At 74.1% G+C, this 26,485-nt stretch carries 23 protein-coding genes; 16 read left to right on the top strand and 7 right to left on the bottom strand.

What is annotated here, in order from left to right:
- Positions 1 to 125: 125 nt before the first annotated feature.
- Both IH25_RS0113395 and IH25_RS0113390 read left to right on the top strand, forming a co-directional pair.
- Positions 126 to 668, top strand: a complete 543-nt coding sequence (locus IH25_RS0113395; RefSeq protein WP_030608113.1) for a GntR family transcriptional regulator — start codon at positions 126 to 128, stop codon at positions 666 to 668.
- Positions 665 to 1,444: a GntR family transcriptional regulator gene (locus tag IH25_RS0113390; protein WP_030608110.1), complete on the top strand. Its 780-nt coding sequence runs from the start codon at positions 665 to 667 to the stop codon at positions 1,442 to 1,444. Before IH25_RS0113395 ends, IH25_RS0113390 begins: the two co-directional genes overlap by 4 nt.
- Here IH25_RS0113390 and IH25_RS0113385 read toward each other — a convergent pair.
- Genes IH25_RS0113385 through IH25_RS0113375 form a run of 3 tightly spaced genes read right to left on the bottom strand, consistent with a single transcriptional unit; the run spans position 1,431 to position 4,307 of the window.
- Positions 1,431 to 2,363, bottom strand: coding sequence for a LysR family transcriptional regulator (locus IH25_RS0113385; RefSeq protein ID WP_030608107.1), 933 nt, complete (start codon positions 2,361 to 2,363; stop codon positions 1,431 to 1,433). The genes IH25_RS0113390 and IH25_RS0113385 overlap by 14 nt on opposite strands.
- 22 nt (positions 2,364 to 2,385) lie before the next feature.
- Positions 2,386 to 3,321 carry a DMT family transporter gene (locus tag IH25_RS0113380; RefSeq protein ID WP_030608104.1) on the bottom strand — a complete coding sequence of 312 codons (936 nt, stop codon included), beginning with the start codon at positions 3,319 to 3,321 and terminating at the stop codon, positions 2,386 to 2,388.
- A gap of 38 nt (positions 3,322 to 3,359) precedes the next feature.
- Positions 3,360 to 4,307 (bottom strand): EamA family transporter, encoded by a 948-nt coding sequence (locus IH25_RS0113375; RefSeq protein WP_030608101.1) that lies wholly within the window; start codon positions 4,305 to 4,307, stop codon positions 3,360 to 3,362.
- Between the two features lie 132 nt (positions 4,308 to 4,439).
- Here IH25_RS0113375 and IH25_RS0113370 point away from each other — a divergent pair, with 132 nt between their 5' ends.
- On the top strand, positions 4,440 to 4,940 hold the full coding sequence (locus tag IH25_RS0113370) for a MarR family winged helix-turn-helix transcriptional regulator (protein ID WP_030608098.1): 501 nt from the start codon (positions 4,440 to 4,442) through the stop codon (positions 4,938 to 4,940).
- Positions 4,941 to 5,174: 234 nt separating this feature from the next.
- On the opposite strand, the gene IH25_RS0113365 is transcribed toward IH25_RS0113370, so the two are convergent.
- The 4 genes from IH25_RS0113365 to IH25_RS0113345 all read right to left on the bottom strand — a co-directional run bounded on the left by IH25_RS0113365 (position 5,175) and on the right by IH25_RS0113345 (position 8,794).
- Positions 5,175 to 5,456: a hypothetical protein gene (locus IH25_RS0113365; protein WP_030608095.1), complete on the bottom strand. Its 282-nt coding sequence runs from the start codon at positions 5,454 to 5,456 to the stop codon at positions 5,175 to 5,177.
- 119 nt (positions 5,457 to 5,575) lie between these two features.
- Positions 5,576 to 7,669, bottom strand: coding sequence for a 4-alpha-glucanotransferase (gene malQ / locus IH25_RS0113360; protein ID WP_030608092.1), 2,094 nt, complete (start codon positions 7,667 to 7,669; stop codon positions 5,576 to 5,578).
- Positions 7,670 to 7,909: a hypothetical protein gene (locus IH25_RS0113355; protein ID WP_030608089.1), complete on the bottom strand. Its 240-nt coding sequence runs from the start codon at positions 7,907 to 7,909 to the stop codon at positions 7,670 to 7,672.
- 348 nt (positions 7,910 to 8,257) lie between these two features.
- The gene (locus tag IH25_RS0113345; protein WP_030608086.1) at positions 8,258 to 8,794 is read right to left on the bottom strand and encodes an HNH endonuclease; all 537 of its coding nucleotides are present in this window, start codon (positions 8,792 to 8,794) and stop codon (positions 8,258 to 8,260) included.
- Positions 8,795 to 9,108: 314 nt separating this feature from the next.
- Here IH25_RS0113345 and IH25_RS0113340 point away from each other — a divergent pair, with 314 nt between their 5' ends.
- The 13 genes from IH25_RS0113340 (at position 9,109) to IH25_RS0113275 (ending at position 26,484) form a co-directional block, all read left to right on the top strand.
- Positions 9,109 to 10,221 carry a mechanosensitive ion channel family protein gene (locus IH25_RS0113340; protein WP_030608083.1) on the top strand — a complete coding sequence of 371 codons (1,113 nt, stop codon included), beginning with the start codon at positions 9,109 to 9,111 and terminating at the stop codon, positions 10,219 to 10,221.
- A gap of 359 nt (positions 10,222 to 10,580) precedes the next feature.
- Positions 10,581 to 11,792 (top strand): ROK family transcriptional regulator, encoded by a 1,212-nt coding sequence (locus tag IH25_RS0113335; RefSeq protein WP_030608080.1) that lies wholly within the window; start codon positions 10,581 to 10,583, stop codon positions 11,790 to 11,792.
- Positions 11,793 to 11,854: 62 nt separating this feature from the next.
- Complete coding sequence (locus IH25_RS0113330) at positions 11,855 to 13,201, top strand: ABC transporter substrate-binding protein (RefSeq protein ID WP_030608076.1); 1,347 nt, start codon at positions 11,855 to 11,857, stop codon at positions 13,199 to 13,201.
- Complete coding sequence (locus IH25_RS0113325) at positions 13,198 to 14,139, top strand: carbohydrate ABC transporter permease (RefSeq protein WP_030608073.1); 942 nt, start codon at positions 13,198 to 13,200, stop codon at positions 14,137 to 14,139. Before IH25_RS0113330 ends, IH25_RS0113325 begins: the two co-directional genes overlap by 4 nt.
- 3 nt (positions 14,140 to 14,142) lie before the next feature.
- On the top strand, positions 14,143 to 14,976 hold the full coding sequence (locus IH25_RS0113320; RefSeq protein ID WP_051753912.1) for a carbohydrate ABC transporter permease: 834 nt from the start codon (positions 14,143 to 14,145) through the stop codon (positions 14,974 to 14,976).
- 7 nt (positions 14,977 to 14,983) lie between these two features.
- Positions 14,984 to 16,249: a 6-phospho-beta-glucosidase gene (locus IH25_RS0113315; RefSeq protein WP_030608063.1), complete on the top strand. Its 1,266-nt coding sequence runs from the start codon at positions 14,984 to 14,986 to the stop codon at positions 16,247 to 16,249.
- Positions 16,240 to 17,253 (top strand): N-acetylglucosamine kinase, encoded by a 1,014-nt coding sequence (locus IH25_RS0113310; protein ID WP_051753911.1) that lies wholly within the window; start codon positions 16,240 to 16,242, stop codon positions 17,251 to 17,253. The genes IH25_RS0113315 and IH25_RS0113310 overlap by 10 nt, the downstream gene beginning before the upstream one ends.
- Before the next feature lie 181 nt (positions 17,254 to 17,434).
- The gene (locus IH25_RS0113305; RefSeq protein ID WP_030608055.1) at positions 17,435 to 18,895 is read left to right on the top strand and encodes a hypothetical protein; all 1,461 of its coding nucleotides are present in this window, start codon (positions 17,435 to 17,437) and stop codon (positions 18,893 to 18,895) included.
- A gap of 14 nt (positions 18,896 to 18,909) precedes the next feature.
- Positions 18,910 to 19,941 carry a glutamate ABC transporter substrate-binding protein gene (locus IH25_RS0113300; RefSeq protein WP_030608053.1) on the top strand — a complete coding sequence of 344 codons (1,032 nt, stop codon included), beginning with the start codon at positions 18,910 to 18,912 and terminating at the stop codon, positions 19,939 to 19,941.
- Positions 19,942 to 19,982: 41 nt separating this feature from the next.
- Positions 19,983 to 21,263 (top strand): coiled-coil domain-containing protein, encoded by a 1,281-nt coding sequence (locus IH25_RS0113295; protein WP_030608050.1) that lies wholly within the window; start codon positions 19,983 to 19,985, stop codon positions 21,261 to 21,263.
- Complete coding sequence (locus IH25_RS0113285; protein WP_078844231.1) at positions 21,260 to 23,731, top strand: serine/threonine-protein kinase; 2,472 nt, start codon at positions 21,260 to 21,262, stop codon at positions 23,729 to 23,731. The genes IH25_RS0113295 and IH25_RS0113285 overlap by 4 nt, the downstream gene beginning before the upstream one ends.
- Before the next feature lie 4 nt (positions 23,732 to 23,735).
- The gene (locus tag IH25_RS0113280) at positions 23,736 to 25,040 is read left to right on the top strand and encodes a PP2C family serine/threonine-protein phosphatase (protein ID WP_030608042.1); all 1,305 of its coding nucleotides are present in this window, start codon (positions 23,736 to 23,738) and stop codon (positions 25,038 to 25,040) included.
- 115 nt (positions 25,041 to 25,155) lie between these two features.
- Entirely contained in the window at positions 25,156 to 26,484 is a 1,329-nt protein-coding gene (locus IH25_RS0113275; RefSeq protein ID WP_030608039.1) for a vWA domain-containing protein, read from the top strand.
- Position 26,485 lies beyond the last annotated feature (1 nt).

Genomic DNA, 26,485 nt, shown 5'->3' with positions numbered 1-26,485 from the left:
ACGATCGATGCCACCATATCGCCTTTCGTGAAATGCAGTAAGGTTGGTCACCCGTTAGGGCGTCACCGATGCGCGTCACTTACCGTGTAGACCGGCAAGGTCGGCGATCGACTCAGGAGGACACTGTGGGCGACAGCGCGTGGGTCAGCACTTCGATGCCGTACCTGACGCCACGGGAGCAGGGGCAGCCCGACGCCTGGGGAGCCGAGGCCGCGGCGAGAGGCGGCAAGGGCAGTCAGCGCATCGTGCAGGCAGGGGAAGTGCCCGCCCCGGAGGAAGTCGCCGCTCTCCTGGATGTGCCCGTGGGAGAGACCGTTGTCGTACGCCGACGGATCATCCAGTTGGACGATGAGCCTTGCGAGTTGACGGACACGTACTACCCCGCCCACGTGGCCCGCGGGACTCCTCTCGCCCGGAGAGGGAAAATCCCCGGTGGAGCGGTGACCCTGCTGGCCGAACTCGGCCACGTCGGCAGGCGTGTACGTGAGGACGTGACCGCCCGACTGCCCAGCGCGGAGGAGCGTGACGCCTTGCAACTGGCCCCCGATGCGCCGGTCCTGACCCTGAGCAGGGTCACCCTGGACGGCGGGGACCGGCCCATTCAGGTCGACATGATGGTCATGCCGGCCCACAGACAGCGACTGCGCTACGAGATGCGGATCGGATGATCGTGCCCCCTATGGATACCGGCACCGAGGACCGGCGCTCCCTGCACGAGCGGATTGCCGCCGACCTTCGGGACGACATCATGAGCGGCAACCTGGCGCCAGGCTCCGCCCTGCCGTCGACCGCTCAGCTCAAGACGAAGTTCAATGCCTCCAACGCGACCGTTCAAAAGGCGCTTCAGCTACTCAAGGACGAGCGACTCGTGGTCGGTCGCGCCGGAGCCTCCGTCACCGTGCGCGCGCATCGGCAGCGCACCATGCGCCCCGCTTCGTACATGGCTCCAGCCGAGCCGGGGCAGCCTTTCCGCTGGCTCACCGAGGCCGGGAAGCTGGGCTCCGAAGCCCGCAGCACCCTCCTCAGCGTGAGCGAGGTCCAACCTCCTGCCGATGTCGCGGCGGTCCTGGGCATCGCCGACGACGAAACAGTCTTCCTGCGCCACCAGGTGCTCTCCATCGACGGGGAGCCGGTTGAACTGGTCAAGTCGTACTATCCCTCGGCACTCGCCAGAGGGACCGCCATCGCGGAGAAGCGGAAGATCAGGGGCGGTACCCCCGCCCTGCTCGCCGAACTCGGATTCCCGCCGCGCCTGAGTGTGGACCGCGTCTCCGCGCGAGTGCCGACCCAGGAGCAGTATCAGGCATTGCGCCTGCCGAGCGACCTTCCGGTGCTGCGGACCCTGCGTGTCGTGTACAGCGACGACGACCGTCCCATCGAAGCCACCGTCATGGTCAAGGCAGGACACCTCTACGAACTGCAGTACGAGTTCACATCGGACTGACCTGCGCGTCCTTACCCCCGGGCGTCCGGTCCGCCGCCCGGCGCAGGGCCTGGAGGACCCTGGCGGTCGCCGGGGCGGCGGCGCCACCGCTGCGTACCGCTGCCACCACGTGTCGTACCGGGCCGTCGGCGCCCAGTTCCCTGAGGGCCACGCCCGCGCGCCGGTCCGCCGCCATTCTCGGCACCAGGGCCACCCCCATGCCCGCCTCCACCATGGCGAGGATCGCGGTCCAGCCGGAGGCCGAGTGGCCCTGGTGGGGGCTGAAGCCGGCCGCCTCGCAGGCGCGGCGGGTGATGTCGGACCAGGGGCCGCTGCCGCCGTAGATCCAGGGTTCGGCGGCGAGGTCGGTGAGTCTCAGGCCGGGGGCCGAGGCCAGCGGGTGGTCCGGGGGCAGGGCCACGTCCAGCGGGTCGGTGAGCAGCGGGACGTGGGTGAAGCGGGGGTCGGCGGCGCCGGGGGCCTCGGCGGCGAGGGACAGGGCGAGGTCGACGTCCCCGGCGGCCAGCAGCCGGTAGGCCTCGGCGGCCTCCGTCTCCCGGACCCGGACGGCCACCTGGGGGTGGGTGTCCCGCAGGGCCCGTACGGCCGGGACGACCAAGGCGGGGACGGAGGTCGGGAAGGCGCCGACGCGGACCTCCCCGGCGTCGCCGTGGGCGTAGGCCGCGAGGGCCGCGTCCGCCCGCTCCAGCTGCTCGAACACCGGCTCCGTGTGCGCCAGCACCAGCCGGGCCGCGTCGGTGAGCCGGACCCGGCGGCCGTGCGCCTCCAGCAGTTCCACGCCGAGTTGCGCGGCGAGAGTGGTGAGCTGCTGGGACACCGCGGACGGGGTCATGTGCAGGGCCGCTGCGGTCGCGGTGACCGTGCCCCGTTCGCGCAGGGTGCGCAGAATCCGCAGCTTCCTCAGATCCCACTCGCTCATGCGCGCACGCTACAGGGCACGGTCAGCGGCGGGAGCCCGCGCCCAGCACCACTCCGGCCAGGATCAGCGTCAGGCACAACAGGCCGGTCGCGCCGGTGTGTTCGCCGAGCAGCGCCCAGGAGAGCGCGGCCACGCAGACCGGCTGGAGGTAGTAGACGATGCCGGCGCGGGTGGCGCCGATCAGGGCGACGGCCTTGTTCCAGGCGAAGAAGGCGAGCGCGGAGGAGGCCACGCCGACGTAGAGCAGCGGCAGCACCGTGCCGGGCACGGGGTCGAAGCCGCCCTGTACGGCGAGGCTGACGGCGTGCGCGGGCAGCAGCAGCACGGTGCCGGCGAGGAAGGTGGTGAACAGGAAGGCCGTACCGTCGAGTCCGGCCGGCCGGCGGCGCAGCAGCGCGCTGTAGCCGGCGAAGCAGCAGGCGGCGGCCGGCATCCACAGGGTGCCCGGGGTGAAGCCCGCGCCGCCGCCGACCACGAGCAGCACCACGCCCGCGCAGGCCAGGAGCAGCCCGGTGGTGCGCCGTGCGCCCAGCCGTACCCCGCCCAGCCGGTCGAAGACGGCCATGAGCACCGGTGAGGCGGCCATGATCATGCCCATGGTGGCGGCCGGGGTGGTCAGGCCGGCCTGGTTGACGAGGGTGTTGTAGAGGGCGACGCCGAGGAGGGAGACGAGCAGGACGTAGCGGGCGTGCCGCCGCAGGAGGTGCCGTTGCCGCCAGGCCCGGCGGGCGCCGAAGGGGGCGACGGCGAGCAGCGCGATCACCCACCGCCAGAAGGCGTGCTGGATAGGCGGGACGCTGTCGTGCAGGCCGCGTGAGGTGACGAAGCTGCCGGACCAGACGACCGTGGCGAGCGCGGCGCAGGCCAGGCCCAGGAGGGGAGCGGCGGCCTGCCGGGAGCGGGTGGCGCGGGGCGCGGGGGCGGTGGCGAGGGTGGTCTGGTGCGCGGCTGCGGGCACAGGGGGCCTTCCTGCTCGGCTGGGGCGGGGCGGTCGTTCTACCGTCGCAGGGCCGGAAGCATCAGGTCCATCGAATCTTTGCGATCGTTCTTTTCAGCCCTCCTGAACAGTCGCGGGGTTCCACCGCCCAGCTGTGCCGCGAGCGTCGCCCCGAACGCGAGCGCCATGCCCGCCGTCTGCACCGGCGTGAGCGCCTGCCCGAGGGCGGCCCAGCCGACGACCGCCGCGGTCAGCGGGGAGAGCGGGCCGAGGAATCCGGACCGGGTGGTGGTGAGCCGGCCGATCCCGCGGAACCAGAGCCAGTAGGCGAGGGCGGTGTTGGCCAGGGCGAGGTAGAGGTAGCCGCCCACGGCCCGGCCGTCGAGGGCGGGCGGGGCACCCTCGGCCAGCAGTGCGATGGGCGCGATGAGCAGGCCGCCCGCGGTGAGCTGCCAGCCGGTGAGGGCCAGCGGGCCGACCCCGGCCGGGCGGCCCCAGCGCTTGGTCAGCACGGTGCCGGTGGCCATGGCGACGGTGGAGGCGAGGGCCGCGAGGACGCCGACGAGGTCCAGCGCGCCGGCTCCCTTCAGCACGACGAGGCTGACGCCGGACGCGGCCACCAGCCCGGTGAGCAGGGTGCGCGCGGCGGGCCGCTGCCCGAGGAGCAGCGCGGACAGGCCGACGACGAACAGCGGCCCGGCCGAACCGACGACCGCGGCCATTCCGCCGGGCAGCCGGTACGCCGCGACGAACAACAGCGGGAAGAAGGCGCCGATGTTCAGCGTCCCGAGGACGGCCGCCTTCGCCCACCAGAGGCCGCGCGGCAGCACCCGGGTGGCGGCGAGCAGCAGCAGCCCGGCGGGCAGGGCCCGCACCAGGGCGGTGAACAGGGGGCGGTCGGGTGGCAGGAACTCGGTGGTGACGGCGTAGGTGGTGCCCCAGGAGATGGGGGCGAGCGCGGTGACGGCGATGGTGGCGGCCGTGCCGGTGGCGCGGGTGGCGGGCATGGCGGGGCCCTTCCGGGAGGCGGGGAGCATGGTCGCGAGCAAGGTTGCTAGCTCGTAAGTAGCTTAGCGCTAAGCTACTTATTCGCAAGTGGCTTTCTTGCGGGCAAGCGAGAGGGGGCCGATACTCGGCACATGCACGCACAGCCAACCGACCCGGTGGACACGATCGTCGAACAGTGGGCGCGGGTGCGCCCCGATCTGGACACCCGGGCGATGGAGGTCTTCGGCCGGATCTTCCGGCTCTCCCGCGCGATGGGCGACCGGATGGAGCGGGCCTACCGCCCCTACGGGATCTCCCGGGGCGAGTTCGACGTCCTGGCCACCCTGCGCCGCTCCGGCGAGCCGTACACGCTCTCGCCGCGCGAGCTGTCGGCCACCCTCATGCTCACCACCGGCGGCACCACCGGCCGCCTGGACAAACTGGAACGCGCCGGGCTGCTGCGCCGCTCCCCCGACCCGCACGACCGGCGCGGTCTGAAGGTGACGCTCACCGAGGAGGGGCTGCGGCTGATCGACGAGGCGGTGGGCGCGGGGCTCGCCGAGGAAAGTGCCGCGCTGACCGCCCTGGACGCGGAACAGGCCGGCCAACTGGCCGACCTGTTGCGGAAGCTGCTCGCCACGACGGCCGAGTGACCGCCCGGCGCCCGGCGGACACGCGGAACGCCGGGGGCGCCGGCCCACGCGGGTACGGCAGCACGGGGGACGCCGCCGGCCTCACCCGGGTACGGCAGGCACAGGGGGCGCCACCGGTCTCACCCGGGTACGCCGGGCACGGAAAACGCCGGGGGCGCCGGTCTCACCCGGGTACGGCGCACACGCGTACCGGCGGGAGGACGGGCGCCCCCGGCGAACGAACCGACGAGGCGGTCAGGCCTTGGCCCCTGCCCCGGACTTGACGTTGACGTTGGACGAGGTGGTGTCCTTCTTGGCCCGCGACTTGTCCAGCACCATGACCAGACCGGCGATCACCGCGAACAGCACCAGCGGGAGGAAGACGTACAGGCCCAGCGTCTGGATGACGCTCAGGCCCGGGCCGGGGTCGTCACCGTCGTCGCGGGTCAGCGCGAGCGCGGGGGACGACATGAGCAGCATCATCAGCGTCGTACCGGCGGCCAGGGCGCCGGCGCGCAGGGCGTTGTTCTTGTCCACGCATTCAAGTTAGCGAACCGGGCTGAAGGGCGCGCGCCCGGGGTGCCTTACCGCGGCGGGCGCCCGGGCCGGCGGGGCGGGGGCCGGCGCCCCCGCGCACCGCTTCCGCCGCCAGGGTCTCAGCCGCCCGGCGCACGGTCCTTCCCCAGGACGTCCAGCAGCCCCCGCAGCCGCGGCGAGGCGAGGAGTTCCTCCAGGGGGACCGGGCGGCCCTCCCGGTCGGCGAGCGGGAGGCGCCAGTTCGGGTATTCGTCCCAGGTGCCGGGCAGGTTCTGCGGGCGCCGGTCGCCGACGCCGTCCGGGAGCCACACGCCGATCATCCGGGCCGGTGTGCGCAGCAGGAAACGGTGGACGGCGCGGATCTCCTCCTCCTCGTCGGAGCCGGGCGGCCCGGCCGCCGTCAGGTCCAGCAGGCCGAGGCTGCCCAGCAGGGCCAGCCACTCGGCCGCGTCGGCGGTGGCGCCGGCCTTCTCCTCGGCGGCCGGACGGGTGAGCAGGCCGAGGCGGTCGCGCAGCTCGACGTGGTCGCCGGTGAGCCGGGCGGCGGTGGGCGGCAGATCGTGGGTGGTGGCGGTGGCCAGGCAGTCGGCGCGCCAGCGCTCGGGCGGCAGCGGGCGGCCGTCGCCCTCCCAGTCCCGCTCGAACCACAGCACGGAGGTGCCGAGCACCCCGCGCCGCTGGAGCGCCTCGCGCACACCGGGCTCGACGGTGCCCAGGTCCTCGCCGATCACCACCGCCCCGGCCCGGTCGGCCTCCAGGGCGAGCACGGCGAGCATGGCGTCGGCGTCGTAGTGCACGTACGTGCCCTCGGTGGGCGGGCTGCCCTCGGGGACCCACCAGAGCCGGAACAGGCCCATGACGTGGTCGATGCGCAGGGCGCCGGCGTAGCGGAACAGGGCGCGCAGCAGCTCACGGTAGGGCGCGTAACCGGTGGCGGCGAGCCGGTCGGGGCGCCAGGGCGGCAGGCCCCAGTCCTGGCCGCGCGCGTTGAAGGCGTCCGGCGGGGCGCCGATCGACATGCCGGCGGCGAACACGTCCTGCTGCGCCCAGGCGTCGGCGCCGTCCGGGTGCACGCCGACGGCGAGGTCGTGCACGATCCCGACGGGCATGCCGGCCTCGCGGGCGGCGCGCTGCGCGGCCCGCAGCTGGCCGTCGGTGAGCCAGGCCAGGCGGGTGTGGAACTCCACCCGGCCGGCGAGCGCGGACCGCGCCCGCGCGGTGGCGGCCGAGCGCGGGTCGCGCAGCCCGTCCGGCCAGCGGTGCCAGTCGGGGCCGTGCGCCTCGGCGAGGGCGTACCAGGTGGCGTGGTCGACGAGGGCCTGGCCGTGGGCGGCGCGGAAGGCGTCGTAGGCGGCCCGCCGGCCGGGGGCCAGGGGCACCGCGAGGACCGCCTCCAGGGCCTCCCGCTTCAGTTCCCACACGGCGTCCCGGTCGATGAGGGCGCCCTTGTCCAGGACGGCGGCGCGCAGCCGCCCGGCCCGCTCCAGCAGGCCGCTCAGCCGCTCCCGGTCCCCGGCGTACGCGAACTCCGGCACGTCCTCGACCCTCAGATGGACGGGGTCGGGGAAGCGGCGCGAGGAGGGGCGGTACGGGGAGGGGTCGGTGGGGGCGCCGGGCACGGCCGCGTGCAACGGGTTGACCTGCACGAACCCGGCACCGGCGGTGCGTCCGGCCCAGCCGGCCAGCTCCGCGAGGTCGGCGAGGTCGCCCATGCCCCAGGAGCGGTGGGACAGCAGGGAGTACAGCTGGACCAGGAGGCCGTAGGAGCGGCCGGGCGGGGCGGGCAGCCGGTCCGGGGCGACGACGAGATACGCCTCGCCGGTGCGGCCGTCGGGGGCGGTGGCGATCAGCCGGTGGACGCCCGGCGGCAGGCCCTCGGTCCCCTCCCGGTCCTCCCCCTCCTCGGTGACCACGCGCAGCGCGGTGCCGGCGGGCAGGCCGGTGAGGGCGGCGGGCGGCTCGGCGCCGGCCCAGCGGACCACCACCGGCGGCAGCAGCCGCGCGCGCAGCTCGTCTTCCCGGGCGGCGAGGGCGGCGCGCACGGCGTCCGGGCCGCTCGCGTCGACGCCCAGGGCGGCGAGGGCGGCGGTCACCGCCGAGGCGGGGACCTGGACCGTACGGTCCGGGGCGGGGCGGTAGGAGGTGGCGACCCCGTGCAGCCCGGCGAGCCGGGCGAGATCCTCCGTGAGGTGCTCTGCGGGCGCCGCGGCCATCTACAGCCCCGACCCGCAGAAGTCCGGGACCGGGTCGGCCTCGCTGGTCAGCGGGGCGGCCTCGGCGAGCGGGGGCTCGCTGGTCAGCGGCTCGGCGTCGGGCAGCGGCGGTTCGCTGGTCAGCGGGGCCTGCGCGCACGCGCTCTCCGCGCTGAAGACGCACAGCGGCACCTGGCCGGGCTCGGCGGACGGCGCCGCCACGGGTTTGGACGGGGCCGGGAGGGTGAGACGAGCGGCCACGGGGGCCTCCTTGTCGGTCTGCGCCGGTCTGCGGGGCCACGGGTCGGACGTGGCCGGGTTACGGCAGGCCTACCCCGTGAGCCCGCGCCCACGCGCGGCGGACCGGCGCCCGGGTGATCCGGCACAGGTGAGCGGCACGGCACAGGGCACCCGGGCGGTGCGGCACCGGCGCGCGGCACAGCAGAGGGCACCCCAGGTGATCCGGCGGCGGCGACCGGCACAGTGCACCCCGAACGGCCCGGCCCGCCCGCCGGGCGTGCGCACACCGTCCCGGCTCCAGGCGGACGCTACGTTCCAGACGAAGGCCCCGTTCCAGGCCGAGGCCCCGTTGCAGACGCAGGCCCCGATCTAGGCGGACACTCCGTCGATCCGGGCCAGGGCGTCGTCCGCGCCGTACGGCTGCAAGTACGGCAGCCAGCGCGGGTCCCGGTGCCCGGTGCCGATGATGCGCCAGGCCAGCCCCGTCGGCGGAGCCGGCTTGTGCCGCAGCCGCCAGCCCAGCTCGACCAGGTGGCGGTCGGCCTTGACGTGGTTGCAGCGGCGGCAGGAGGCCACCACGTTGTCCCAGACGTGCTTGCCCCCGCGGCTGCGCGGGATGACGTGGTCGACGCTGGTTGCGACGCCACCGCAGTACATGCACCGGCCCCCGTCGCGTGCGAAGAGCGCACGGCGGGTCAGCGGGACGGGCCCCCGGTAGGGGACCCGGACGAATCGCTTGAGCCGGACCACGCTGGGTGCGGGGAGAGTGACGGTCGCGCTGTGCATATAGGCGCCGGATTCCTCGAGGGAGACGGCCTTGTTCTCCAGGACGAGGACGAGCGCGCGGCGGAGCGGTACGACGCCGAGCGGCTCGTACGACGCGTTGAGGACCAGGACATGCGGCACGGGTGCCTCCTTGGGCGTCGGCGGCGCGTGGCTCGCGCCGGGACGATCTGCAGTCAGTCTCCCCTCAGGCCTGGTGCGAGCGCCACCATGTCCCGGTAACGGGCTGGGAGTGTTTTCGACCACATCTGATTCATCCCCCGGACCACGCCCTGTTCAAGCCCGCGTGAGCCGCGTCTCTCCTGCGCGCCCGCCGCACGGATCGGCGGAAGGCACCCGCGCTGCCCCGTTAGTGTGGTGGTTCCGTCCGTCCGGTGACCTTTTCGTGACCTTGCCCCCCGCCGGCGCGGACCACGCAGCACCTGGAGGTACCTGCCGTGTCGTCCCTGCCCGCCCTCCTCGTGGCCGCCGGCGCGTCGCCGTCCCCGTCCCCGTCGCCGTCGCAGTCGGTGACCCCGGCCGTACCGACGCTCCAGGACGCCCAGGAGAGCGCGACGAACGCGGCGAGCTGGGTGGAGCAGAACTGGTCGACCTGGCTCGCGATGGGTCTGAGGATCCTGCTGATCGTGATCGTGGCGGTGGCGCTGCGGGCGGCGGTGCGGCGGGCGATCACCCAGCTGATCGACCGGATGGGCCGTACCGCGCAGGCCGTGGACGGCACCGCGCTGGGCGGGCTGCTGGTCAACGCCGAGCGGCGGCGGCAGCGCTCGGCGGCGATCGGCTCGGTGCTGCGCTCGGTGGCGAGCTTCCTGATCCTCGGCACGGCCGCGCTGATGGTGCTGTCCACCTTCGAGATCAATCTGGCGCCGCTGCTGGCGTCGGCCGGTGTCGCGGGCGTGGCGATCGGTTTCGGCGCGCGCAACCTGGTCACGGACTTCCTGTCCGGCGTGTTCATGATCCTGGAGGACCAGTACGGCGTCGGTGACGTGATCGACGCGGGCGTGGCCACCGGCGAGGTGATCGAGGTCGGGCTGCGGGTGACCAAGCTGCGCGGCGACAGCGGGGAGATCTGGTACGTCCGCAACGGCGAGGTCAAGCGGATCGGGAACCTGTCGCAGGGCTGGGCGACGGCCGGGGTCGACGTGACCGTCCGGGCGAGCGAGGACCTGGACCGGGTCAAGGCCACGCTGGACGAGGTCGCCCGGAAGATGAGCCGGGAAGAACCCTGGAACGAGCTGCTGTGGGGCCAGGTGGAGGTCCTCGGCCTGGACTCGGTGCTGATCGACTCCATGGTGGTCCGGGTCTCGGCGAAGACCATGCCGGGCAAGTCGGTGACGGTGGAGCGCGAGCTGCGCTGGCGGATCAAGCGGGCGTTCGACGCGGCGAGCATCCGCATCGTGGGCGGCGCGACGGCGGTCGAGGACGCCGAGGACACCCCGGACCCGACGGCGACGGTGGCGGCCCCCTCGGTGTACTCCAACGCGGACTCGCCGCAGTCGGCGGCGGCCTCCCCGATCGTCACCCAGCGACCGGCACCGCCGGCGAAATAGGGGAACGGTTACAGCACGCTTCGGAGAGGATCCCACCGAGGCCCACTACAGCTCCGACACCAAGGTCACCCTCGGCGGCCCGCTCCCTCTCCCGGCGCCCTACCCCACCCTGGACACCGCCCCCTTCCTCTAGAGCCGAGCCCCGGCCCCCGCGGCCCCTTGGAACAACGACAACGTTGCCCAAGGGGTCGCTGCCATCGACGCCTATTGACGCCCCCTCCACCCTCGGCTTACGTTCCTCCCACCCGAACAGGAAACTTTCCTAACAGTGTCCCGGAGGGGGCCGTCGATCAAGGACTGGACGCCTCACCCGGGTCACTGAAAAGCTGGGCGGCCGGAAAGGCAGGTGTGGCACCCCCATGGCAGGAACCGCCGGTACGCCGGGCACCCCGCGCGTCCTGCGCGCCATGAACGACCGCGCCGCTCTGGACCTGCTGCTGGCGCACGGGCCGCTGTCGCGCACCCGGATCGGCAAGCTGACCGGCCTGTCCAAGCCCACCGCCTCCCAGCTGCTGGCCCGCCTGGAGGCGGCCGGACTGGTCCGGGTGACCGGCACCAGCGAGGGCCGGCCGGGCCCGGGCGCCCAGCTGTACGCGATCGATCCGGCCGTGGCGTACGCCGCCGGGCTCGACGTCACCCCGCAGCGCATCCGGGCCGCCGTCGCCGACATCACCGGCCGCACGGTCGGCGAGTACGAGCTGCCCACCCCTGGCCGGCGGCCCGCGCAGCCGGTCGTACGGCAGGTGACCGACGCCCTCGACGGCGCGGTCAAGGCCGCCGGTCTCGCCCGGTCCGACGTGCACCGGCTGGTCATCGGCACCCCCGGCGCCTTCGACCCGGGCACCGGGCGGCTGCGCTACGCCTCCCACCTGCCCGGCTGGCACTCCCCCGCGCTGTTGGACGACCTCGCGGCGGCGCTGCCGATGCCGGTGGAGTACGAGAACGACGTCAACCTCGCCGCCGTGGCCGAGCAGCGGCTCGGCACGGCCCGCGGCCACCAGGACTTCGTGCTGCTGTGGAACCAGGAGGGCCTGGGCGCGGCCCTGGTGCTGGGCGGCCGGCTGCACCGCGGCTGGACCGGCGGCGCCGGCGAGGTCGGCTTCCTGCCGGTGCCGGGCGCCCCGCTGGTGCGGCACGTCGGCCGGGCGGGCAGCGGCGGCTACCAGGAGCTGGCCGGCTCCCAGGCGCTGCCGGGGCTGGCCCGGGACCTGGGCATATCCGACGTGCCCGCCGGACCGCACGCCGAGGCCGCCGCCCTCCTCGTGGCCCGCGCCGCCGACCACGCCGACGGCCCCCACCGGGAGTTGCTGCGGGCCTACGCCACCCGGCTGGCCACCGGCCTCGCCTCGCTCGTCTCCGTCCTCGATCCCGAACTCGTCGTGCTCAGCGGCTCCGCGCTGACGGCCGGCGGCGAGGTGCTGCGGGCCCTCGTCCAGGCCGAACTGGCGGAGCTGGCCGCGGCCCGGCCCCGGCTGGCCGTCGCCGAGGTCCGCGAACACCCCGTACTGCGCGGCGCGCTGGAGTCCGCGCTCGCCGCCACCCGCGACGAGGTCTTCGACACCTCGCGCTGAGCGCCCCCGGCCTTCCCCTCCCCGCCGAACCCGTCCCGTCCCGCCCCCTGGGAGACCTCGTCATGCCCACACCCATACCCGGAGCCGCCCGAAAAACGGCTTTCGTCCTCACCGTCGCCACGGTGCTGCTCACCACCGCGTGTACCGGCCAGTCCGTCGGCAGCGCCACCGACGACCCCTCGAAGGAGGCCACGATCACCTTCTGGCACGCCTGGAGCGCGCCGAACGAGGTGAAGGCCGTGCGGTCGCTGGTCGCCGGGTTCGAGCGGGCGCACCCCAACATCCATGTGAAGGTCATCGGGAACATGACCGACGACAAGATCAACCAGGCGCTGCGGGCGGGCGGCGACCGGGCGCCGGACGTGGTCTCCTCGTTCACCACCAACAACGTCGGCCGGTTCTGCTCCTCGGGCGCGCTGGTGGACCTGAGCCCCTTCTTCGCCAAGTCCGGGATCGACCCGGAGAAGACGTTCCCGAAGCCCATGACCGAGTACACCGCGTTCGAGGGCGACCGCTGCGCGGTCCCGCTGCTCGGTGACGCGTACGGGCTCTACTACAACAAGACGGCGTTCGCGAAGGCGGGCATCACCCGCCCGCCGAGGACCTGGTCCGAGTTCCTCGCGGACGCCGAGAAGCTGACCGTCCGGCAGGGCGACGGCTACCGGCAGCTGGGGTTCATGCCGAACTACCACGGCTGGGAGTCCACCACCGAGCACTACCTCGGCCAGTTCTCCCCGACGTACTTCGACCAGGACGGCAAGTCCGCCGTCGCCAAGGACCCGGCGTTCGCGCAGGCGTTCACCGTTCAGAAGAAGCTCGTGGACGCCCTCGGCGGATTCCGCCGGCTGGAGCGGTTCCGGGCCACCCTCGGCGACGAGTGGGGCCCCAAGCACCCCTTCCACACCGGCCAGGTCGCCATGCAGATGGACGGCGAGTGGCGGCTCGGGATGGCCGAGGAGGCGAAGCCGGACTTCGAGATCGGGGTGGCCCCGCTGCCCGTCCCGGACGACCGGGCCGGCCAGTACGGCAAGGGCTACCTCACCGGCACCATCGCGGGCATCGCCGCCACCAGCCGCAAGCAGAACGCGGCCTGGGAGTTCGTCAAGTACGTCAGCACCGACACGGACGCGGTGACCGGTTTCGCCAACGACATCCACAACGTGCCCTCCACGCTGGCCGCGCTGAAGTCCCCGAAGCTGAAGTACGACCCGCGGTTCAAGACCTTCCTGGACATCGCCGCCCACCCCTACTCCACCTCGGCGCCCGCTTCCGTCAACGGCGGGGTGTACCTGGTGACGATCCAGCAGTTCGGCTACGACTACGAGAGCGGCAAGGCCACCGACCTGAAGGCCGGGCTGGAGAAGACGGCCGCGCAGATCGACACCGACATCGTGCAGGCGCGGCCATGAGCGCCGGCACCCTGGCGGCCAAGCGCCGCCGCGCGACCCTGCGCACGCTCGCCTTCATGGCGCCCTGGCTCGTCGGCTTCGCGGTCTTCTTCGCCTACCCGCTGCTCTCGACCGTCTACTTCTCCTTCATGCACTACGACGGCTTCCGCCCGCCGGAGTGGACCGGCGGCCGGAACTGGGTCTACGTCTTCGAGCACTACCCGCTGTTCTGGCCCGCGCTGCGCAACACGCTGTGGCTGGTCGTGGTGATGGTGAGCCTGCGGGTGGCCTTCGGGCTGGGCGTCGGCCTGCTCATCACGAAGATCAAGACGGCGACGGGCGTCTTCCGCACCCTGTTCTACCTGCCCTACCTCGCCCCGCCGGTCGCGGCCACCATGGCCTTCGCGTTCCTGCTCAATCCGGGCACCGGGCCGGTGAACTCCCTGCTGGAGCGGGCCGGGCTGCCCGCGCCGGGCTGGTTCGGCGACCCGGGCTGGTCCAAGCCGGCGCTGACCCTGCTGGCGCTGTGGGGCATCGGCGACCTGATGGTGATCTTCATGGCCGCGCTGCTCGACGTGCCGGCGGAGCAGTACGAGGCGGCCCAGCTGGACGGCGCCTCGGCCTGGCAGCGGTTCCGGTACGTGACCCTGCCGGCCATCTCCCCGATCGTGATGTTCGCGGTCGTCACCGGAGTGATCCAGACGATGCAGTACTACACCCAGCCGCTGGTCGCCGGGAAGGTCGCCTCCGGGGTGATCCAGGGCGCCGGCACCCAGTTCGAGCCCGGCTATCCCGACAAGTCGACGCTCACCCTCCCCCAGCTCGTCTACAACCTCGGCTTCCAGCGCTTCGACTACGGCTCGGCGTGTGTGGTGGCGCTGGTGCTGTTCGCCCTGTCGATGGCGTTCACCGCGCTGCTGATGCGGCGCCGCGGCGGCCTGATCCAGGCAGGTGACTGACGTATGACCCGCCGCAAGGCATCCCTTCAGTGGATCGCGGTGCACTCCCTGGGCGTGGCCGCCGCCCTGTTCTTCACGCTGCCCTTCGTCTTCCTGGTCCTCACCTCGCTGATGAGCGACAGCCAGGCCCTGAGCCGGGACCTGGTCCCGCACACCTGGGAGTGGGGCAACTACCGGAAGGTGTTCGACACCCCCGGCTTCCTCACCTGGTGGCGCAACACGCTGCTCTACGCCGGTCTGGGCACCGTCCTCACCGTGGTGTCCTCGGTGCCGGTGGCGTACGCGCTGGCCAAGTTCCGCTTCCGGGGCCGCAGGCTGTCGCTGATGCTGGTGATCTCGATGATGATGCTGCCGCCCCAGGTGGTCGTCATCCCGATGTACCTGTTCTGGGCCAAGCAGCTCGGCCTGTCCGGCACCCTGTGGCCACTGATCCTGCCCATGGCGTGCGGGGACGCGTTCTCCATCTTCCTGCTGCGCCAGTTCCTCACCACGATCCCGGACGAGTACCTGGACGCGGCCAGGGTCGACGGCTGCGGTGAACTGCGCACCCTGCTGCGGGTGGTGCTGCCCATGGCCAGGCCGGGCATCGCGGCCGTGGCCCTCTTCCAGTTCTTCTACGCCTGGAACGACTACTTCGGCCCGCAGATCTACGCGTCCGAGAACCCCGGCGCCTGGACCCTGTCCTATGGACTCGAGTCCTTCAAGGGCGCCCACCACACCGACTGGAACCTCACCATGGCCGCGACCGTGCTGGTCATGGCCCCCGTCATCGTCGTGTTCTTCCTCGCCCAGAAGGCGTTCGTCGAAGGCGTGACGCTCACCGGAGTAAAGGGTTGATCTGACTGTGAAACTCACCGTGGTCGGCGGCGGCTCGACCTACACCCCCGAACTCGTCGACGGCTTCGCCCGGCTGCGCGACACCCTGCGCATCGAGGAACTGGTGCTGGTCGACCCGGCCGCGGACCGGCTGGAGCTGGTCGGCGGCCTGGCCCGGCGGATCTTCGCCCGGCAGGGCCACGCCGGGCGGATCGTCACCACCTCCGACCTGGACGCGGGGGTCGACGGCGCCGACGCCGTGCTGCTCCAGCTGCGCGTCGGCGGCCAGGCGGCCCGCGAGAAGGACGAGACCTGGCCGCTGGAGTGCGGCTGCATCGGCCAGGAGACCACCGGCGCGGGCGGACTGGCCAAGGCCCTGCGCACGGTCCCGGTCGTCCTCGACATCGCCGAACGGGTCCGCCGGGCCAACCCGCGCGCCTGGATCATCGACTTCACCAACCCGGTCGGCATCGTCACCCGCGCCCTGCTCCGGGCCGGGCACCGGGCGGTCGGCCTGTGCAACGTGGCGATCGGCTTCCAGCGCAAGTTCGCCGCCCTGCTGGACACGGCCCCGGCCGAGGTGCACCTGGCGCACGTGGGCCTGAACCACCTCACCTGGGAGACGGGGGTGCGCCTGGGCGGGCCGGACGGCGCGGACGTCCTGCCCGCCCTGCTGGCCGAGCACGGCGAGGCCATCGCCGCCGACGTCCGCCTGCCGCGCCCCCTGCTGGAGGGCCTCGGCGTGGTCCCTTCCTACTACCTGCGCTACTACTACGCCCACGACGAGGTCGTCCGCGAACTGCGCACCAAGCCCTCCCGGGCCGCCGAAGTCGCGGCGATGGAACGGGAGTTGCTGGCCATGTACGGCGACCCGGCCCTGGACGAGAAGCCCGCGCTGCTCGCCAAGCGCGGCGGCGCCTTCTACTCGGAGGCGGCCGTGGACCTCGCGGCGGCCCTGCTGGGCGGGGCCGGCAGCCCGTACCAGGTGGTGAACACCCTCAACCGGGGCACGCTGCCGTTCCTGCCCGACGACGCGGTGATCGAGGTACAGGCGGCGGTCGGCCCCGAAGGACCGGTCCCGCTGCCCGTCCCGGCGCTCGACCCGCTGTTCTCCGGCCTGATCGCGAACGTGACGGCGTACGAGGATCTGGCCCTGGACGCGGCGCTGCGCGGCGGCCGGGACCGGGTGTTCCGCGCCCTGCTGGCCCACCCCCTGATCGGGCAGTACGCGTACGCCGACGCCCTCACCGACCGGCTGGTCACGCACAACCGGGAGCACCTCGCGTGGGCCTGACCTCGACCGTGCTCGCCATCGACGCGGGCAACAGCAAGACCGACGTGGCCGTGGTCGGCGCCGACGGCGAGGTGCTGGCCACGGCCCGCGGCGGCGGCTTCCGGCCGCCCGCGGTCGGCGTGCCGGCTGCGGTCGACGCGCTGGCCGCACCGGTCGCGCGCGCCTTCGCCGACGCGGGTGTCACCTCCGTCTCCCATGTGTCGGCCTGCCTGGCCAACGCCGACCTCCCGGTGGAGGAGGAGCGGCTGGCGAGCGCGCTGCACGCGCGCGCCTGGGGCGCGTCGGTGGAGGTCCGCAACGACACCTTCGCGATCCTGCGGGCGGGCGTCGCCGAGCCGCGCGGGGTCGCGGTGGTGTGCGGGGCGGGCATCAACTGCGTGGGCATGCGCCCCGACGGGCGGACCGCGCGCTTTCCCGCCCTCGGCCGGATCTCCGGTGACTGGGGCGGCGGCTGGGGCCTGGCGGAGGAGGCGCTGTGGCACGCGGCCCGCGCGGAGGACGGCCGCGGCGAGCCGACCGCGCTGGCCCGCACCCTGCCCGCGCACTTCGGGCTGCCCACCATGTACGCGCTCATCGAGGCCCTGCACCTGGAGCGGATCGCCCCCGCGCGCCGGCACGAGCTGGCGCCGGTGCTGTTCGCCACGGCGGCGGACGGCGACCGGGTGGCCGGTGCGCTGGTGACCCGGCTCGCGGAGGAGGTCACGGCGATGGTCACGGTCGCGCTGACCCGGCTGGACCTGCTGACGGAGCCGACCCCGGTGCTGCTCGGCGGCAGCGTCCTCACCGCCGGCCACCGGCAGCTGGACGACGCCGTACGCGCCCTGCTCGCCGCCCGCGCCCCCCGGGCCGACGTCCGCGTGGTCACGGCCCGCCCGGTGCTGGGCGCGGCCCTGCTGGGCCTGGACCGCCTGGGCGCCGGGGCGGAGGCGGGCGAACGGGCGCGCGGGTACTGGGAGACGGCCGTCCCCCGACCGGTTCCGGATCCCGGCCGGCCGCCCACCTGACCGCCCTCCCGGCGGAACCGATGCCCCGTCACCATCGTCTTCGCCCCCAGGGGGTGGTGCGTACGCCGGCCGTGCGCCCCGGGGGCCACCGCGATCCGATCAAGATCCAGTGAAGGCCGGTGCGGATGCCGGTGCGGACGGTGATACTGGGCGGCGACCGCATGACCATGGGGGAGGTCGAGTGACACACCCGCCGAAGAGCAGCGCGCCGCCGCCGGCCGGTGCCGCCGGTGTGCCCGGCATCCCCGCCCAGCCCCACGCGCTGCCCGTGTCCCCCGCCCAGCCCCACGCGCGGACCGCGCCCGCCGTCCAGCCCGCCCCGCCCGCGCGCCGCACCGCCTTCGCCGAGGGTGCCGAGCGGCTGCGGGCCGCCGCGACCACGGAGCCGGGGCGGCTGCGGATCATCGGCGCCGTCCTGGCCCTGCTGGTGCTCGGGTTCGGCGCGGTCACCGCCTGGCAGACCAGCACCCGTGCGGCCGCCGCCGACGACGTGCTGCGCCGCAGCCAGCCGCTCAGCTTCGGCGCGGCCGGCATCTACCGCTCGCTGGCCGACGCCAACACCGCCGCGGCCGGCACGTTCCTGGCCGGCGGGCAGGAGAACGCCAAGTCCCGCGACCAGTACGAGAAGGACATCCGTCAGGCCGCCGCCGGCCTCGTCACCGCCGCCGCCAACGCCGAACCCGGCTCCGCCGCCGAGGCGACCGTGGCCCGGCTGAACCGGCTGCTGCCCGAGTACAAGGGCCTCATCGAGCGGGCCCGGACCTACAACCGGCAGGGCTACCCGGTGGGCGGCGCCTACCTGCGGTACGCCGACGAGAAGATGCAGAAGCACATGCTCCCGGCCGCACAGGCGCTCTACACCACGGAGAACCGCCGGCTGGACGCGGACTACGGCGACGCGACGCCGTACCCGTGGGCGGCCATCGCGCTCGGCCTGCTCGCCCTGGCCGCGCTCGGCTGGGCCCAGCACCGCGTGTACCGGCGCACCCACCGCGTCCTCAACCGCGGCCTGGTCGCCGCCACCGCCGCGACCACGGCCGCCCTGCTGTGGCTGGTCGTGGGCCACGCGGTCGCCCGCTCCGGGCTCGACGGCTCCTACGAGCACGGCATCAGGTCGCTCAACGTGCTGCACGAGGCCCGGATCGCCGCCCTGAAGGCGCGCGGCAACGAGAACCTGAGCCTGGTGGCACGCGGCGCGGACACCGTGACGGTGGGCGGGCAGACGTACGACGCCCACTACTACGAATTCGACAAGGACATGGCGGTGCTCCGCGCGGCGCTGTCCGAGGCGGCGCGGCTCGCCGACGACGGCGCGGGCACCGCCCCGGTCACGGCCGCCCAGAGCGACACGGCCGTGTGGCAGCGGCGGCACGCGGCGGCCCGCGCCGAGGACGAGAACGGCAACTACCAGCAGGCCCTGGACAAGGTGATCGGTGCCAAGGGCGCGACCGCCGAGTGCTTCGACGGCGTCGACCGCGGCCTGGAGAGGGCCATCGGCCACGAGCGGGCCGAGTTCCGGCAGGCCGCCGGCGACGGACGGGACGCGCTGGCCTGGCTGCCGCAGGGCGCCGCCGCCCTCGCGGTGCTGGGCGCGGCGGGCTCGGTCGCCGGCATAGGCCGCAGGCTTTCGGAGTACCGGTGACAGGGGGCAGGGCGATGGACGCGAGACGTGCGCGGGCCTCGCTGCGGGGCTGGGGCGGAGTCGCCACGATGGCGGTGCTGTGCGCGCTGGCGCTGGCGTTCGTCCTGCTGCTGCCGTGCACCCAGCGGGTGACGGCCGAGCCGGGCCGTGCGGCGCCGCGGGTCGCCACCGGCGCCCAGGCCCGCGCCGACGACTGCACGGACGCCGAGGCGCACGAGCGGACGCTCGCCCCGGCCGGCGCGGACGGCCCGACGATCGAGGCGATCCGGGCCCGTACGGGCGCCAAGCGCAAGCTGGTCGTCGGCGTCGACCAGAACAGCTACCGCTGGGGCTACCGCAACCCGAACACCGAGGGCGCCCGGCTGGAGGGCTTCGACATCGACCTCGCGCACCGGATCGCCGAGGACATCCTCGGCGACCGGAACGCGGTGCAGTTCAAGGCGATCCCGACCAACCAGCGCATCCCGGCGATCCAGGACGGGCGCGTGGACATGGTCGTGCGCACGATGACGATCACCTGTGACCGGCTGCGCCAGGTCGCGTTCTCCGCGCCCTACTTCCGGACCGGCCAGCAGGTCCTCGCCCCCAAGTCCTCGGCGATCACCGGCTACGACGGCTCGCTGGCCGGCAGGAAGGTGTGCACGGCGACCGGTTCGACCGCGTACGCCAAGCTGGACGCCGACCGGAAGGCGGGCCGGCTGCCCGGCTCCACCGACCTGTCCACCACCGTGCCCAACCAGCTGGACTGCCTGGTCCGGCTGCAACTGGGCGAGGTGGACGCGGTGGTGACCGACGGCGCGCTCGCCGCGAGCCAGGCCGCCCAGGACCCGACGGTGGAACTCAAGGGCGAGGCGTTCACGACCGAGTACTACGGCGTGGCGATGAAGAAGGACGCAGACGACCTGGTACGCCGGGTCAACCGCGTTCTGGTGGACTACGCGGCGAACGGCTGGCAGAAGTCGTACGACGACTGGCTGTCGGCGACACTGGGCAAGGACCCGGCCGCGTCGAAGCCGCCCGCGCCGCGCTACCTGAGCGGCAGTTGAGCCGCACCCGACCGGAACCGACAGCGAGCGAGAGGTGATCGATGGGCGTCACGGACCCCGCCGGGCCGGTGATGGACCGGGACGAGGCGGACCGTGCGCTGGCGCGGCTCGGCCAGGAGCACGAGGCGATCGAGACCTCCCTGCTGGCCCTCCAGGACCACGCGGGCCGCAGACTCCTCGAAGGCGCCGAACTGACCGGCGTCACCCGGGAACGCTGGCAGGCCACGGAGGCACGGATCACCCTGCTGTGGACGTACTTCGACGCCTACACGGCCGCGCTGCGCGGTGCCCGTGAGATCCGCGCCCGGCGCCGCTGGTCCAGCCGCGAGGACCTGGCGGAGCTGACCGGGCTGCTGCGCGGCGAGTCCGTGACCGTCCCCGGCGGCGAAAGCGGCCGGCTCAGCGAGACGTTCACGCTGCCGGCGCTGGTGGAGCGGATGAACGAGCTGTACGCGACGAGCCTGGACGTGATCGTCGCCGCGGACGCGGTGTGGTCGGCGCTGCCCGCGCGGATCGACCTGCTCGCGGCCGAGCTCCAGCGCACCCGGCAGCTCGCGCACTCCGTCGGGGTGCGCCCGGGCGAACACCCGGCCGGCGACGACCTGGAGCGGATCACCCGCACGCTGACCCGGCTGCGCGAGGACGTCGTCGCCGACCCGCTCGCGTTCTGGGTGCCGGCCGAGGGCAGTTCCGCGCCGGGCGGCGGCCGCCCGGACACGACGGTGTACGACCGTGCGGCGCGCGCCCTGGAGGACGTGCGCCGGGAGATCGACGCCGTGCTGACGGTGCGCCAGGACGCGGAGGCCCGGCTGGTCCGGGTGCGGGACGTGCTGTCCCGGGCGGACCGCACCCTCGCCGAGGCCCGGACCGCGCGCGGCGAGGTGCTGGCGAAGATCGCCGCCACCGAGGTGCCGGCGGTCGGCGGCCCGCCGACCGTCCTCCAGGAGCAGCTGGCGACCGCCGTCGAGTACCGCAGGCAGGGCCGGTGGCACCGGCTGTCCCCGCTGCTGGAGTCCCTGGAGGAGAAGGCGGAGGACGAACTGCTGCGCGCCCGCGAGTCCTTGACCGCGGTCACCGCGCCGCTCGCGGTCCGCGCCGAGCTGCGCGGCCGGCTCGACGCCTACAAGGCGAAGGTCGCCCGGCACGGCCTGGCCGAGGACCCGCTGCTGGTGGAGCGCTACGACGTGGCCCGCCGCATGCTGTGGAGCGCGCCCTGCGATCTGCGCGTGGCCGAACAGGCCGTGCTGCGCTACCAGCAGGCGGCGGCCGAGCTGCTCGGCGGCACGGGCGCGCCCGAGGACCGCAAGGGGGACGCGTCATGAGCCGGCCGGGACAGACCTGCCAGCGGCCGGGGTGCCAGGGCGCCTACGAGGACGTCGGCGGTGGCGGGCTGTACTGCGACACCTGCGGTCTGGCGCCGGTGGTGGCGGCCGGAGGTCCCCCTTCCGGGGCAGGGATGGTGGGCTCGCAGGCCACCGGGATCGCCAAGGGGGCGACCGACGGCGCGGGTTCGCGCAGCGCCCGCACGTCCTCGCAGTCGTCGCGCTCGCGCCGCTCGGTGTCCGGGCGGCTGTCCCGCTCGGTGTCGGGGAGGTCCACCGGCCGCTCGGTGTCGGTACGCAGCTCCGCCGCCTCCACCGGCTCCTCGGCGCGCGGCCGGCTGGGCGCCGGGCTGGTGTCCGTGCCGCAGGTGCCGCGGCCCGACCCGCACGCGATGGTGCTGGAGCGCCCGGAGGTGCCCGAGCGCAAGCGGTTCTGCTCCCGGTCGGACTGCGGGGCCCCGGTGGGCCGGGCGCGCGGTGACCGGCCGGGCCGCACGGAAGGTTTCTGCACCAAGTGCGGGCACCCGTACTCCTTCGTGCCCAAGCTGCGCGCCGGGGACATCGTGCACGGCCAGTACGAGGTCGCGGGCTGTCTCGCGCACGGCGGGCTGGGCTGGATCTACCTCGCCGTGGACCGGGCCGTCTCCGACCGCTGGGTGGTGCTCAAGGGCCTGCTGGACACCGGCGACCAGGACGCGATGGCCGCGGCGATCTCCGAACGGCGCTTCCTCGCCGAGATCGAGCACGCCAACATCGTGCGGATCTACAACTTCGTGGAACACCTCGACCAGCGCACCGGCTCGCTGGACGGCTACATCGTCATGGAGTACGTCGGCGGCAAGTCCCTGAAGGAGATCGCCAACACCCGCCGGGCCCCCGACGGCCGCCGCGACCCGCTGCCGGTGGAACAGGCGTGCGCCTACGGCATCGAGGCCCTGGAGGCGCTCGGCCACCTGCACAGCAGGAACCTGCTGTACTGCGACTTCAAGGTGGACAACGCCATCCAGACCGAGGACCAGCTCAAGCTGATCGACATGGGCGCCGTCCGCCGGATGGACGACCAGGAGTCGGCGATCTACGGCACGATCGGCTACCAGGCCCCCGAGGTCGCCGAGACCGGCCCGTCGGTGGCCAGCGACCTGTACACGGTGGGCCGCACCCTGGCGGTGCTCACCTTCGACTTCCAGGGCTACACCACCGCCTACGCCGACTCCCTGCCCGACCCGGACACCATCGAGGTGTTCCGCCGCTACGAGTCCTTCTACCGGCTCCTGGTGCGCGCCACCGACCCCGACCCGGACCGCCGGTTCGGCTCCGCGCAGGAGATGGCCGAGCAGCTGACCGGCGTGCTGCGCGAGGTGGTCGCACTCCAGACCGGTGAGCCCCGGCCCGCGCTGTCCACCCTGTTCGGGCCCGAGGTGAAGGTCACGGACACCGAGCTGTTCCCCGTCCTGGACGGGGACGTGTCCCGGCTCGGCGCCCGCCGGGACCGCAAGGCCCCGGCCGCCGCTGCCGCCCTCCCCCCGGCGGCGCTCGTCCGGCCCGTGGACACCCCGGCCGCCGCGCTCGCCCTGCCCCTGGCGCTGGTCGACCCCGGCGACCCGGGCGCCGGTTTCCTGGCGGGCCTGCCGGCCTCCCCACCGGCCGAGCTGCTCGGCGCGCTGGAGGCGGCACCCGAGCAGACCGTGGAGACCCGGCTGCGGCAGGTCCGCGTCCGGCTGGAGAGCGGCGAGACGCGGGGCGCCCTGACGATCCTGGCAAAGCTGGACGAGGAACGGCCCGACGACTGGCGGGTGGTGTGGCAGCGGGGCGTGGCCGCCCTGGTCACCGGCGACTTCGAGGGCGCCGCCCTGGCCTTCGACGCCGTCTACGATGCCTTCCCCGGGGAGAGCGCGCCCAAGCTGGCCCTCGGCCTGTGCGCGGAGGTGCTGGGCCAGACGGACAACGCGGCCGAGTACTACCGGCTGGTGTGGACGACCGACCGGAGCTTCGTGAGCGCCGCGTTCGGGCTCGCCCGGGTGCGGCTCGCGGCCGGGGACCGGCAGGGCGCGGTACGGACGCTGGAGTCGGTGCCGGAATCCTCCATCCACTACACGGCCGCCCGGGTCGCCGCCGTCCGGGCCCGGCTGCGAGGTCGTACCCCCGGCCCCGGTGACGTACCGTTCGGGGACGACCTGACGGCCGCCGCCGGGCAGGTCGAGGCGCTCCAGGCCTACGGTCTGGACCCGGCGCGGCGCGCGCGGCTGTCGGCGGAAGTGCTCGGCGGCGCGCTGGACTGGGTACTCTCCGGGGGCGCCGGATCCGCCGCGGCGGGCCGGACGCTGCTGGGCAGCGGTCTGGACGAGCGGGGTCTGCGCTTCGGCCTGGAGCGTGCCTACCGCACGCTGGCCCGGCTGGCGCCCGGCGGCAAGGAGAGGATCGAGCTGGTGGAACGGGCCAACCGTTACCGCCCCCGAACGTGGGTGTAAGTCGATGTCGCAGATGCCCCGGCAGGCCGCACTGCCGAAGTGCCCGAGCTGCGCGGAACCGGTGGAGCCGGGTGACCTGTTCTGCGGAGCGTGCGGATACGACCTTTCGGTGGTGCCCGCGCCGCCGCAGGACCATCCGACGCTCCCCCTGACCGGTGCCGCCGCGCCCGGGGACGGAACGGACCGGCCCGCCCCCTGGCCCGGCGACCCGGCGCCCGCGACGGAGCCGCCGGGTCCCGGCGCGGGCGGCGCCGCGCCGCACGGGCAGGAGCCCGGGGACGACCGGTCCGCCGGTTCCGGGGTGCGCTTCGACCGGCCGGCGGAGCCCGAGGAGTACCCGTTGCAGGCACCGGACCCGCGGCTGGCCGCCCCGCCCGCCGCCCCGGCCGCTCCGGCGCGGCTGTGCGTGGCCTGCCGCACGGGCCGGGTGGACGACGACGGCTACTGCGAGCACTGCGGGCACGCCCAGCCCCGCGAACGCGACCACCTGGAACGGGAGACGGGCCCGGTCGCGGCCGTCAGCGACCGCGGGCTGCGCCACCACCGCAACGAGGACGCGTTCGCCGTCGGCCACACCACGCTGCCCGACGGCACCCCGGCGGCGCTGGCGATCGTCTGCGACGGCGTGTCCTCCGCGACCCGCCCCGACGCCGCCTCCCTGGCCGCCTCCCGGGCGGCCGGCGACACCCTGCTGGCCGCGCTGCCGCGCGGCACCCACCCGCAGGCGGCGATGCACGAGGCGATCGTCGCCGCCGCGCACGCCGTCAACGCGCTCGCCGACGAACCCGCCACGGCCCGCGAGCACGCCCCGCACCAGAACGCGCCGGCCTGCACGATCGTCGGCGCGGTGGTCACCTCCGGGCTGCTGGTCGTCGGCTGGGTCGGCGACAGCCGGGTCTACTGGGTGCCCACCGACCGCACCGCACCGCCCGCCCGGCTCACCGAGGACGACTCCTGGGCCGCGCAGATGGTGGCCGCCGGACTGATGAGCGAGGCCGAGGCGTACGCCGACGAGCGGGCCCACGCGATCACCGGCTGGCTCGGCGCGGACGCCTACGAACTGGAGCCGCACACCGCCTGCTTCCGGCCGGACCGGCCCGGCGCGGTGGTGGTGTGCACCGACGGACTGTGGAACTACGCCGAGACGGCCCAGGAGATGTCCGAGGTCGTCCCGCCGGACGCGGCGACCCGCCCGCTGCACGGCGCCCAAGTGCTGGTCGGGCACGCCCTGGACGGCGGGGGCCACGACAACGTAACAGTGGCGGTACTGCCGTTCCCGGCGCCGTCGCAGGGGGCAGGATCGGCCTGAAGGCCGTGGGCCGCGGGACCGCGGCACGGGGAAGCCGGGGCGGACCGGAGGGGACCGGTCCGCCCACAGCCGGCGCCTGGCGTGGGCGAGTCGTACGAGGGGGATGCGTCACAGCATGGCCAATTTCGCGAAGCCGGACGGACCGCGGTTCTCGGTGGACGTCTACCAGAACGAGTATCTGCCCGAGGGCGGCAGCCAGGTCGACGCCATAGTGACGGTGACCGCGACCGGCGGCGGCACCCTCGGCGGCGCCGCCGTGGCGCCGGGCCGGCCCTCCGCCGCGGTGGCGGTCATGGTCGACTGCTCGGGCTCCATGGACTACCCGCCCGCGAAGATGCGCGGCGCCCGCGAGGCCACGGCCGCCGCGATCGACACCCTGCGCGACGGCACCCGCTTCGCGGTGATCGGCGGCACCCATGTCGCCCAGGAGGTCTACCCGGGCGGCGGGCGGCTCGCGGTCGCCGACGCCACCACCCGTGAGCAGGCCAAGCAGGCGCTGCGCCGGCTGAGCGCGGGCGGCGGTACGGCCATCGGCACCTGGCTGCGGCTCGCCGACCGGCTGCTGTCCGCGGCGGACGTCACCCTCCGGCACGGCATCCTGCTCACCGACGGCCGCAACGAACACGAGTCGCCCGCGGACCTGCGGGCCACCCTGGACGCCTGCGCGGGCCGGTTCACCTGCGACGCGCGGGGCGTGGGCACGGACTGGGACGTGAAAGAAGTCACAGGCATCGCCTCGGCGCTGCTCGGCACCGCCGACATCGTCGCCGACCCGGCCGGACTCGCCGCCGACTTCACGCGGATGATGGAGACGGCGATGGGCAAGGAGGTCGCCGACGTCGCCCTGCGGGTGTGGACGCCGCTCGGGGCCACCCTCCGGTTCGTCAAGCAAGTCGCCCCGGCGGTCGAGGACTTGACGCACCGTCGCACCGAGGCCGGGCCGCGCGCCGGGGACTATCCGACCGGTTCCTGGGGCGACGAGTCCCGCGACTACCACCTGTCCGTGACGGTCCCGCCGGCCGGACTGGGCCAGGAGATGCTGGCGGCGCGGGTCTCCCTGGTGGTCCCGCAACCGGACGGAACGGTACAGAACCTCGGCGCGCAGGGCCTCGTACGGGCCGTGTGGACGGACGACATGGCCGCCTCGACCGCCATGAGCCCCCAAGTCGCCCACTACACCGGGCAGGCCGAACTGGCGCAAGCCATCCAGCAAGGGATCGATCTGCGCAAAGCGGGCGATTTCGATGGAGCAACGGCCAAACTGGGCCGGGCCCTTCAGCTCGCGAACGCCTCCGGCAACGCCGATACTGCGAAACTGCTTGCGAAGGTGGTGGACGTGGTCGACGCCGCGACAGGTACTGTGCGGTTGAAGACGAGGGTCGCGGAGGCCGACGAGATGACTCTGGAGACCCGGTCCACCAAGACTGTCCGCGTGAAGAAGTGAC

The sequence above is a fragment of the Streptomyces achromogenes subsp. achromogenes genome, assembly GCF_000720835.1.
Lineage (GTDB): Bacteria > Actinomycetota > Actinomycetes > Streptomycetales > Streptomycetaceae > Streptomyces > Streptomyces achromogenes.
This window is presented reverse-complemented; position numbering and strand designations above follow the sequence as displayed.

Bases quoted from the DNA above. Each gene is read 5' to 3' on its own strand.
- IH25_RS0113280 (WP_030608042.1), top strand. From the start codon at position 23,736: ATGTCGCAGATGCCCCGGCAGGCCGCACTGCCGAAGTGCCCGAGCTGC.
- IH25_RS0113300 (WP_030608053.1), top strand. From the start codon at position 18,910: ATGGACGCGAGACGTGCGCGGGCCTCGCTGCGGGGCTGGGGCGGAGTC.
- IH25_RS0113285 (WP_078844231.1), top strand. From the start codon at position 21,260: ATGAGCCGGCCGGGACAGACCTGCCAGCGGCCGGGGTGCCAGGGCGCC.
- IH25_RS0113330 (WP_030608076.1), top strand. From the start codon at position 11,855: ATGCCCACACCCATACCCGGAGCCGCCCGAAAAACGGCTTTCGTCCTC.
- IH25_RS0113370 (WP_030608098.1), top strand. From the start codon at position 4,440: ATGCACGCACAGCCAACCGACCCGGTGGACACGATCGTCGAACAGTGG.
- IH25_RS0113390 (WP_030608110.1), top strand. From the start codon at position 665: ATGATCGTGCCCCCTATGGATACCGGCACCGAGGACCGGCGCTCCCTG.
- IH25_RS0113320 (WP_051753912.1), top strand. From the start codon at position 14,143: ATGACCCGCCGCAAGGCATCCCTTCAGTGGATCGCGGTGCACTCCCTG.
- IH25_RS0113275 (WP_030608039.1), top strand. From the start codon at position 25,156: ATGGCCAATTTCGCGAAGCCGGACGGACCGCGGTTCTCGGTGGACGTC.
- malQ (WP_030608092.1), bottom strand. From the start codon at position 7,669: ATGGCCGCGGCGCCCGCAGAGCACCTCACGGAGGATCTCGCCCGGCTC.
- IH25_RS0113375 (WP_030608101.1), bottom strand. From the start codon at position 4,307: ATGCCCGCCACCCGCGCCACCGGCACGGCCGCCACCATCGCCGTCACC.
- IH25_RS0113335 (WP_030608080.1), top strand. From the start codon at position 10,581: ATGGCAGGAACCGCCGGTACGCCGGGCACCCCGCGCGTCCTGCGCGCC.
- IH25_RS0113325 (WP_030608073.1), top strand. From the start codon at position 13,198: ATGAGCGCCGGCACCCTGGCGGCCAAGCGCCGCCGCGCGACCCTGCGC.
- IH25_RS0113295 (WP_030608050.1), top strand. From the start codon at position 19,983: ATGGGCGTCACGGACCCCGCCGGGCCGGTGATGGACCGGGACGAGGCG.
- IH25_RS0113385 (WP_030608107.1), bottom strand. From the start codon at position 2,363: ATGAGCGAGTGGGATCTGAGGAAGCTGCGGATTCTGCGCACCCTGCGC.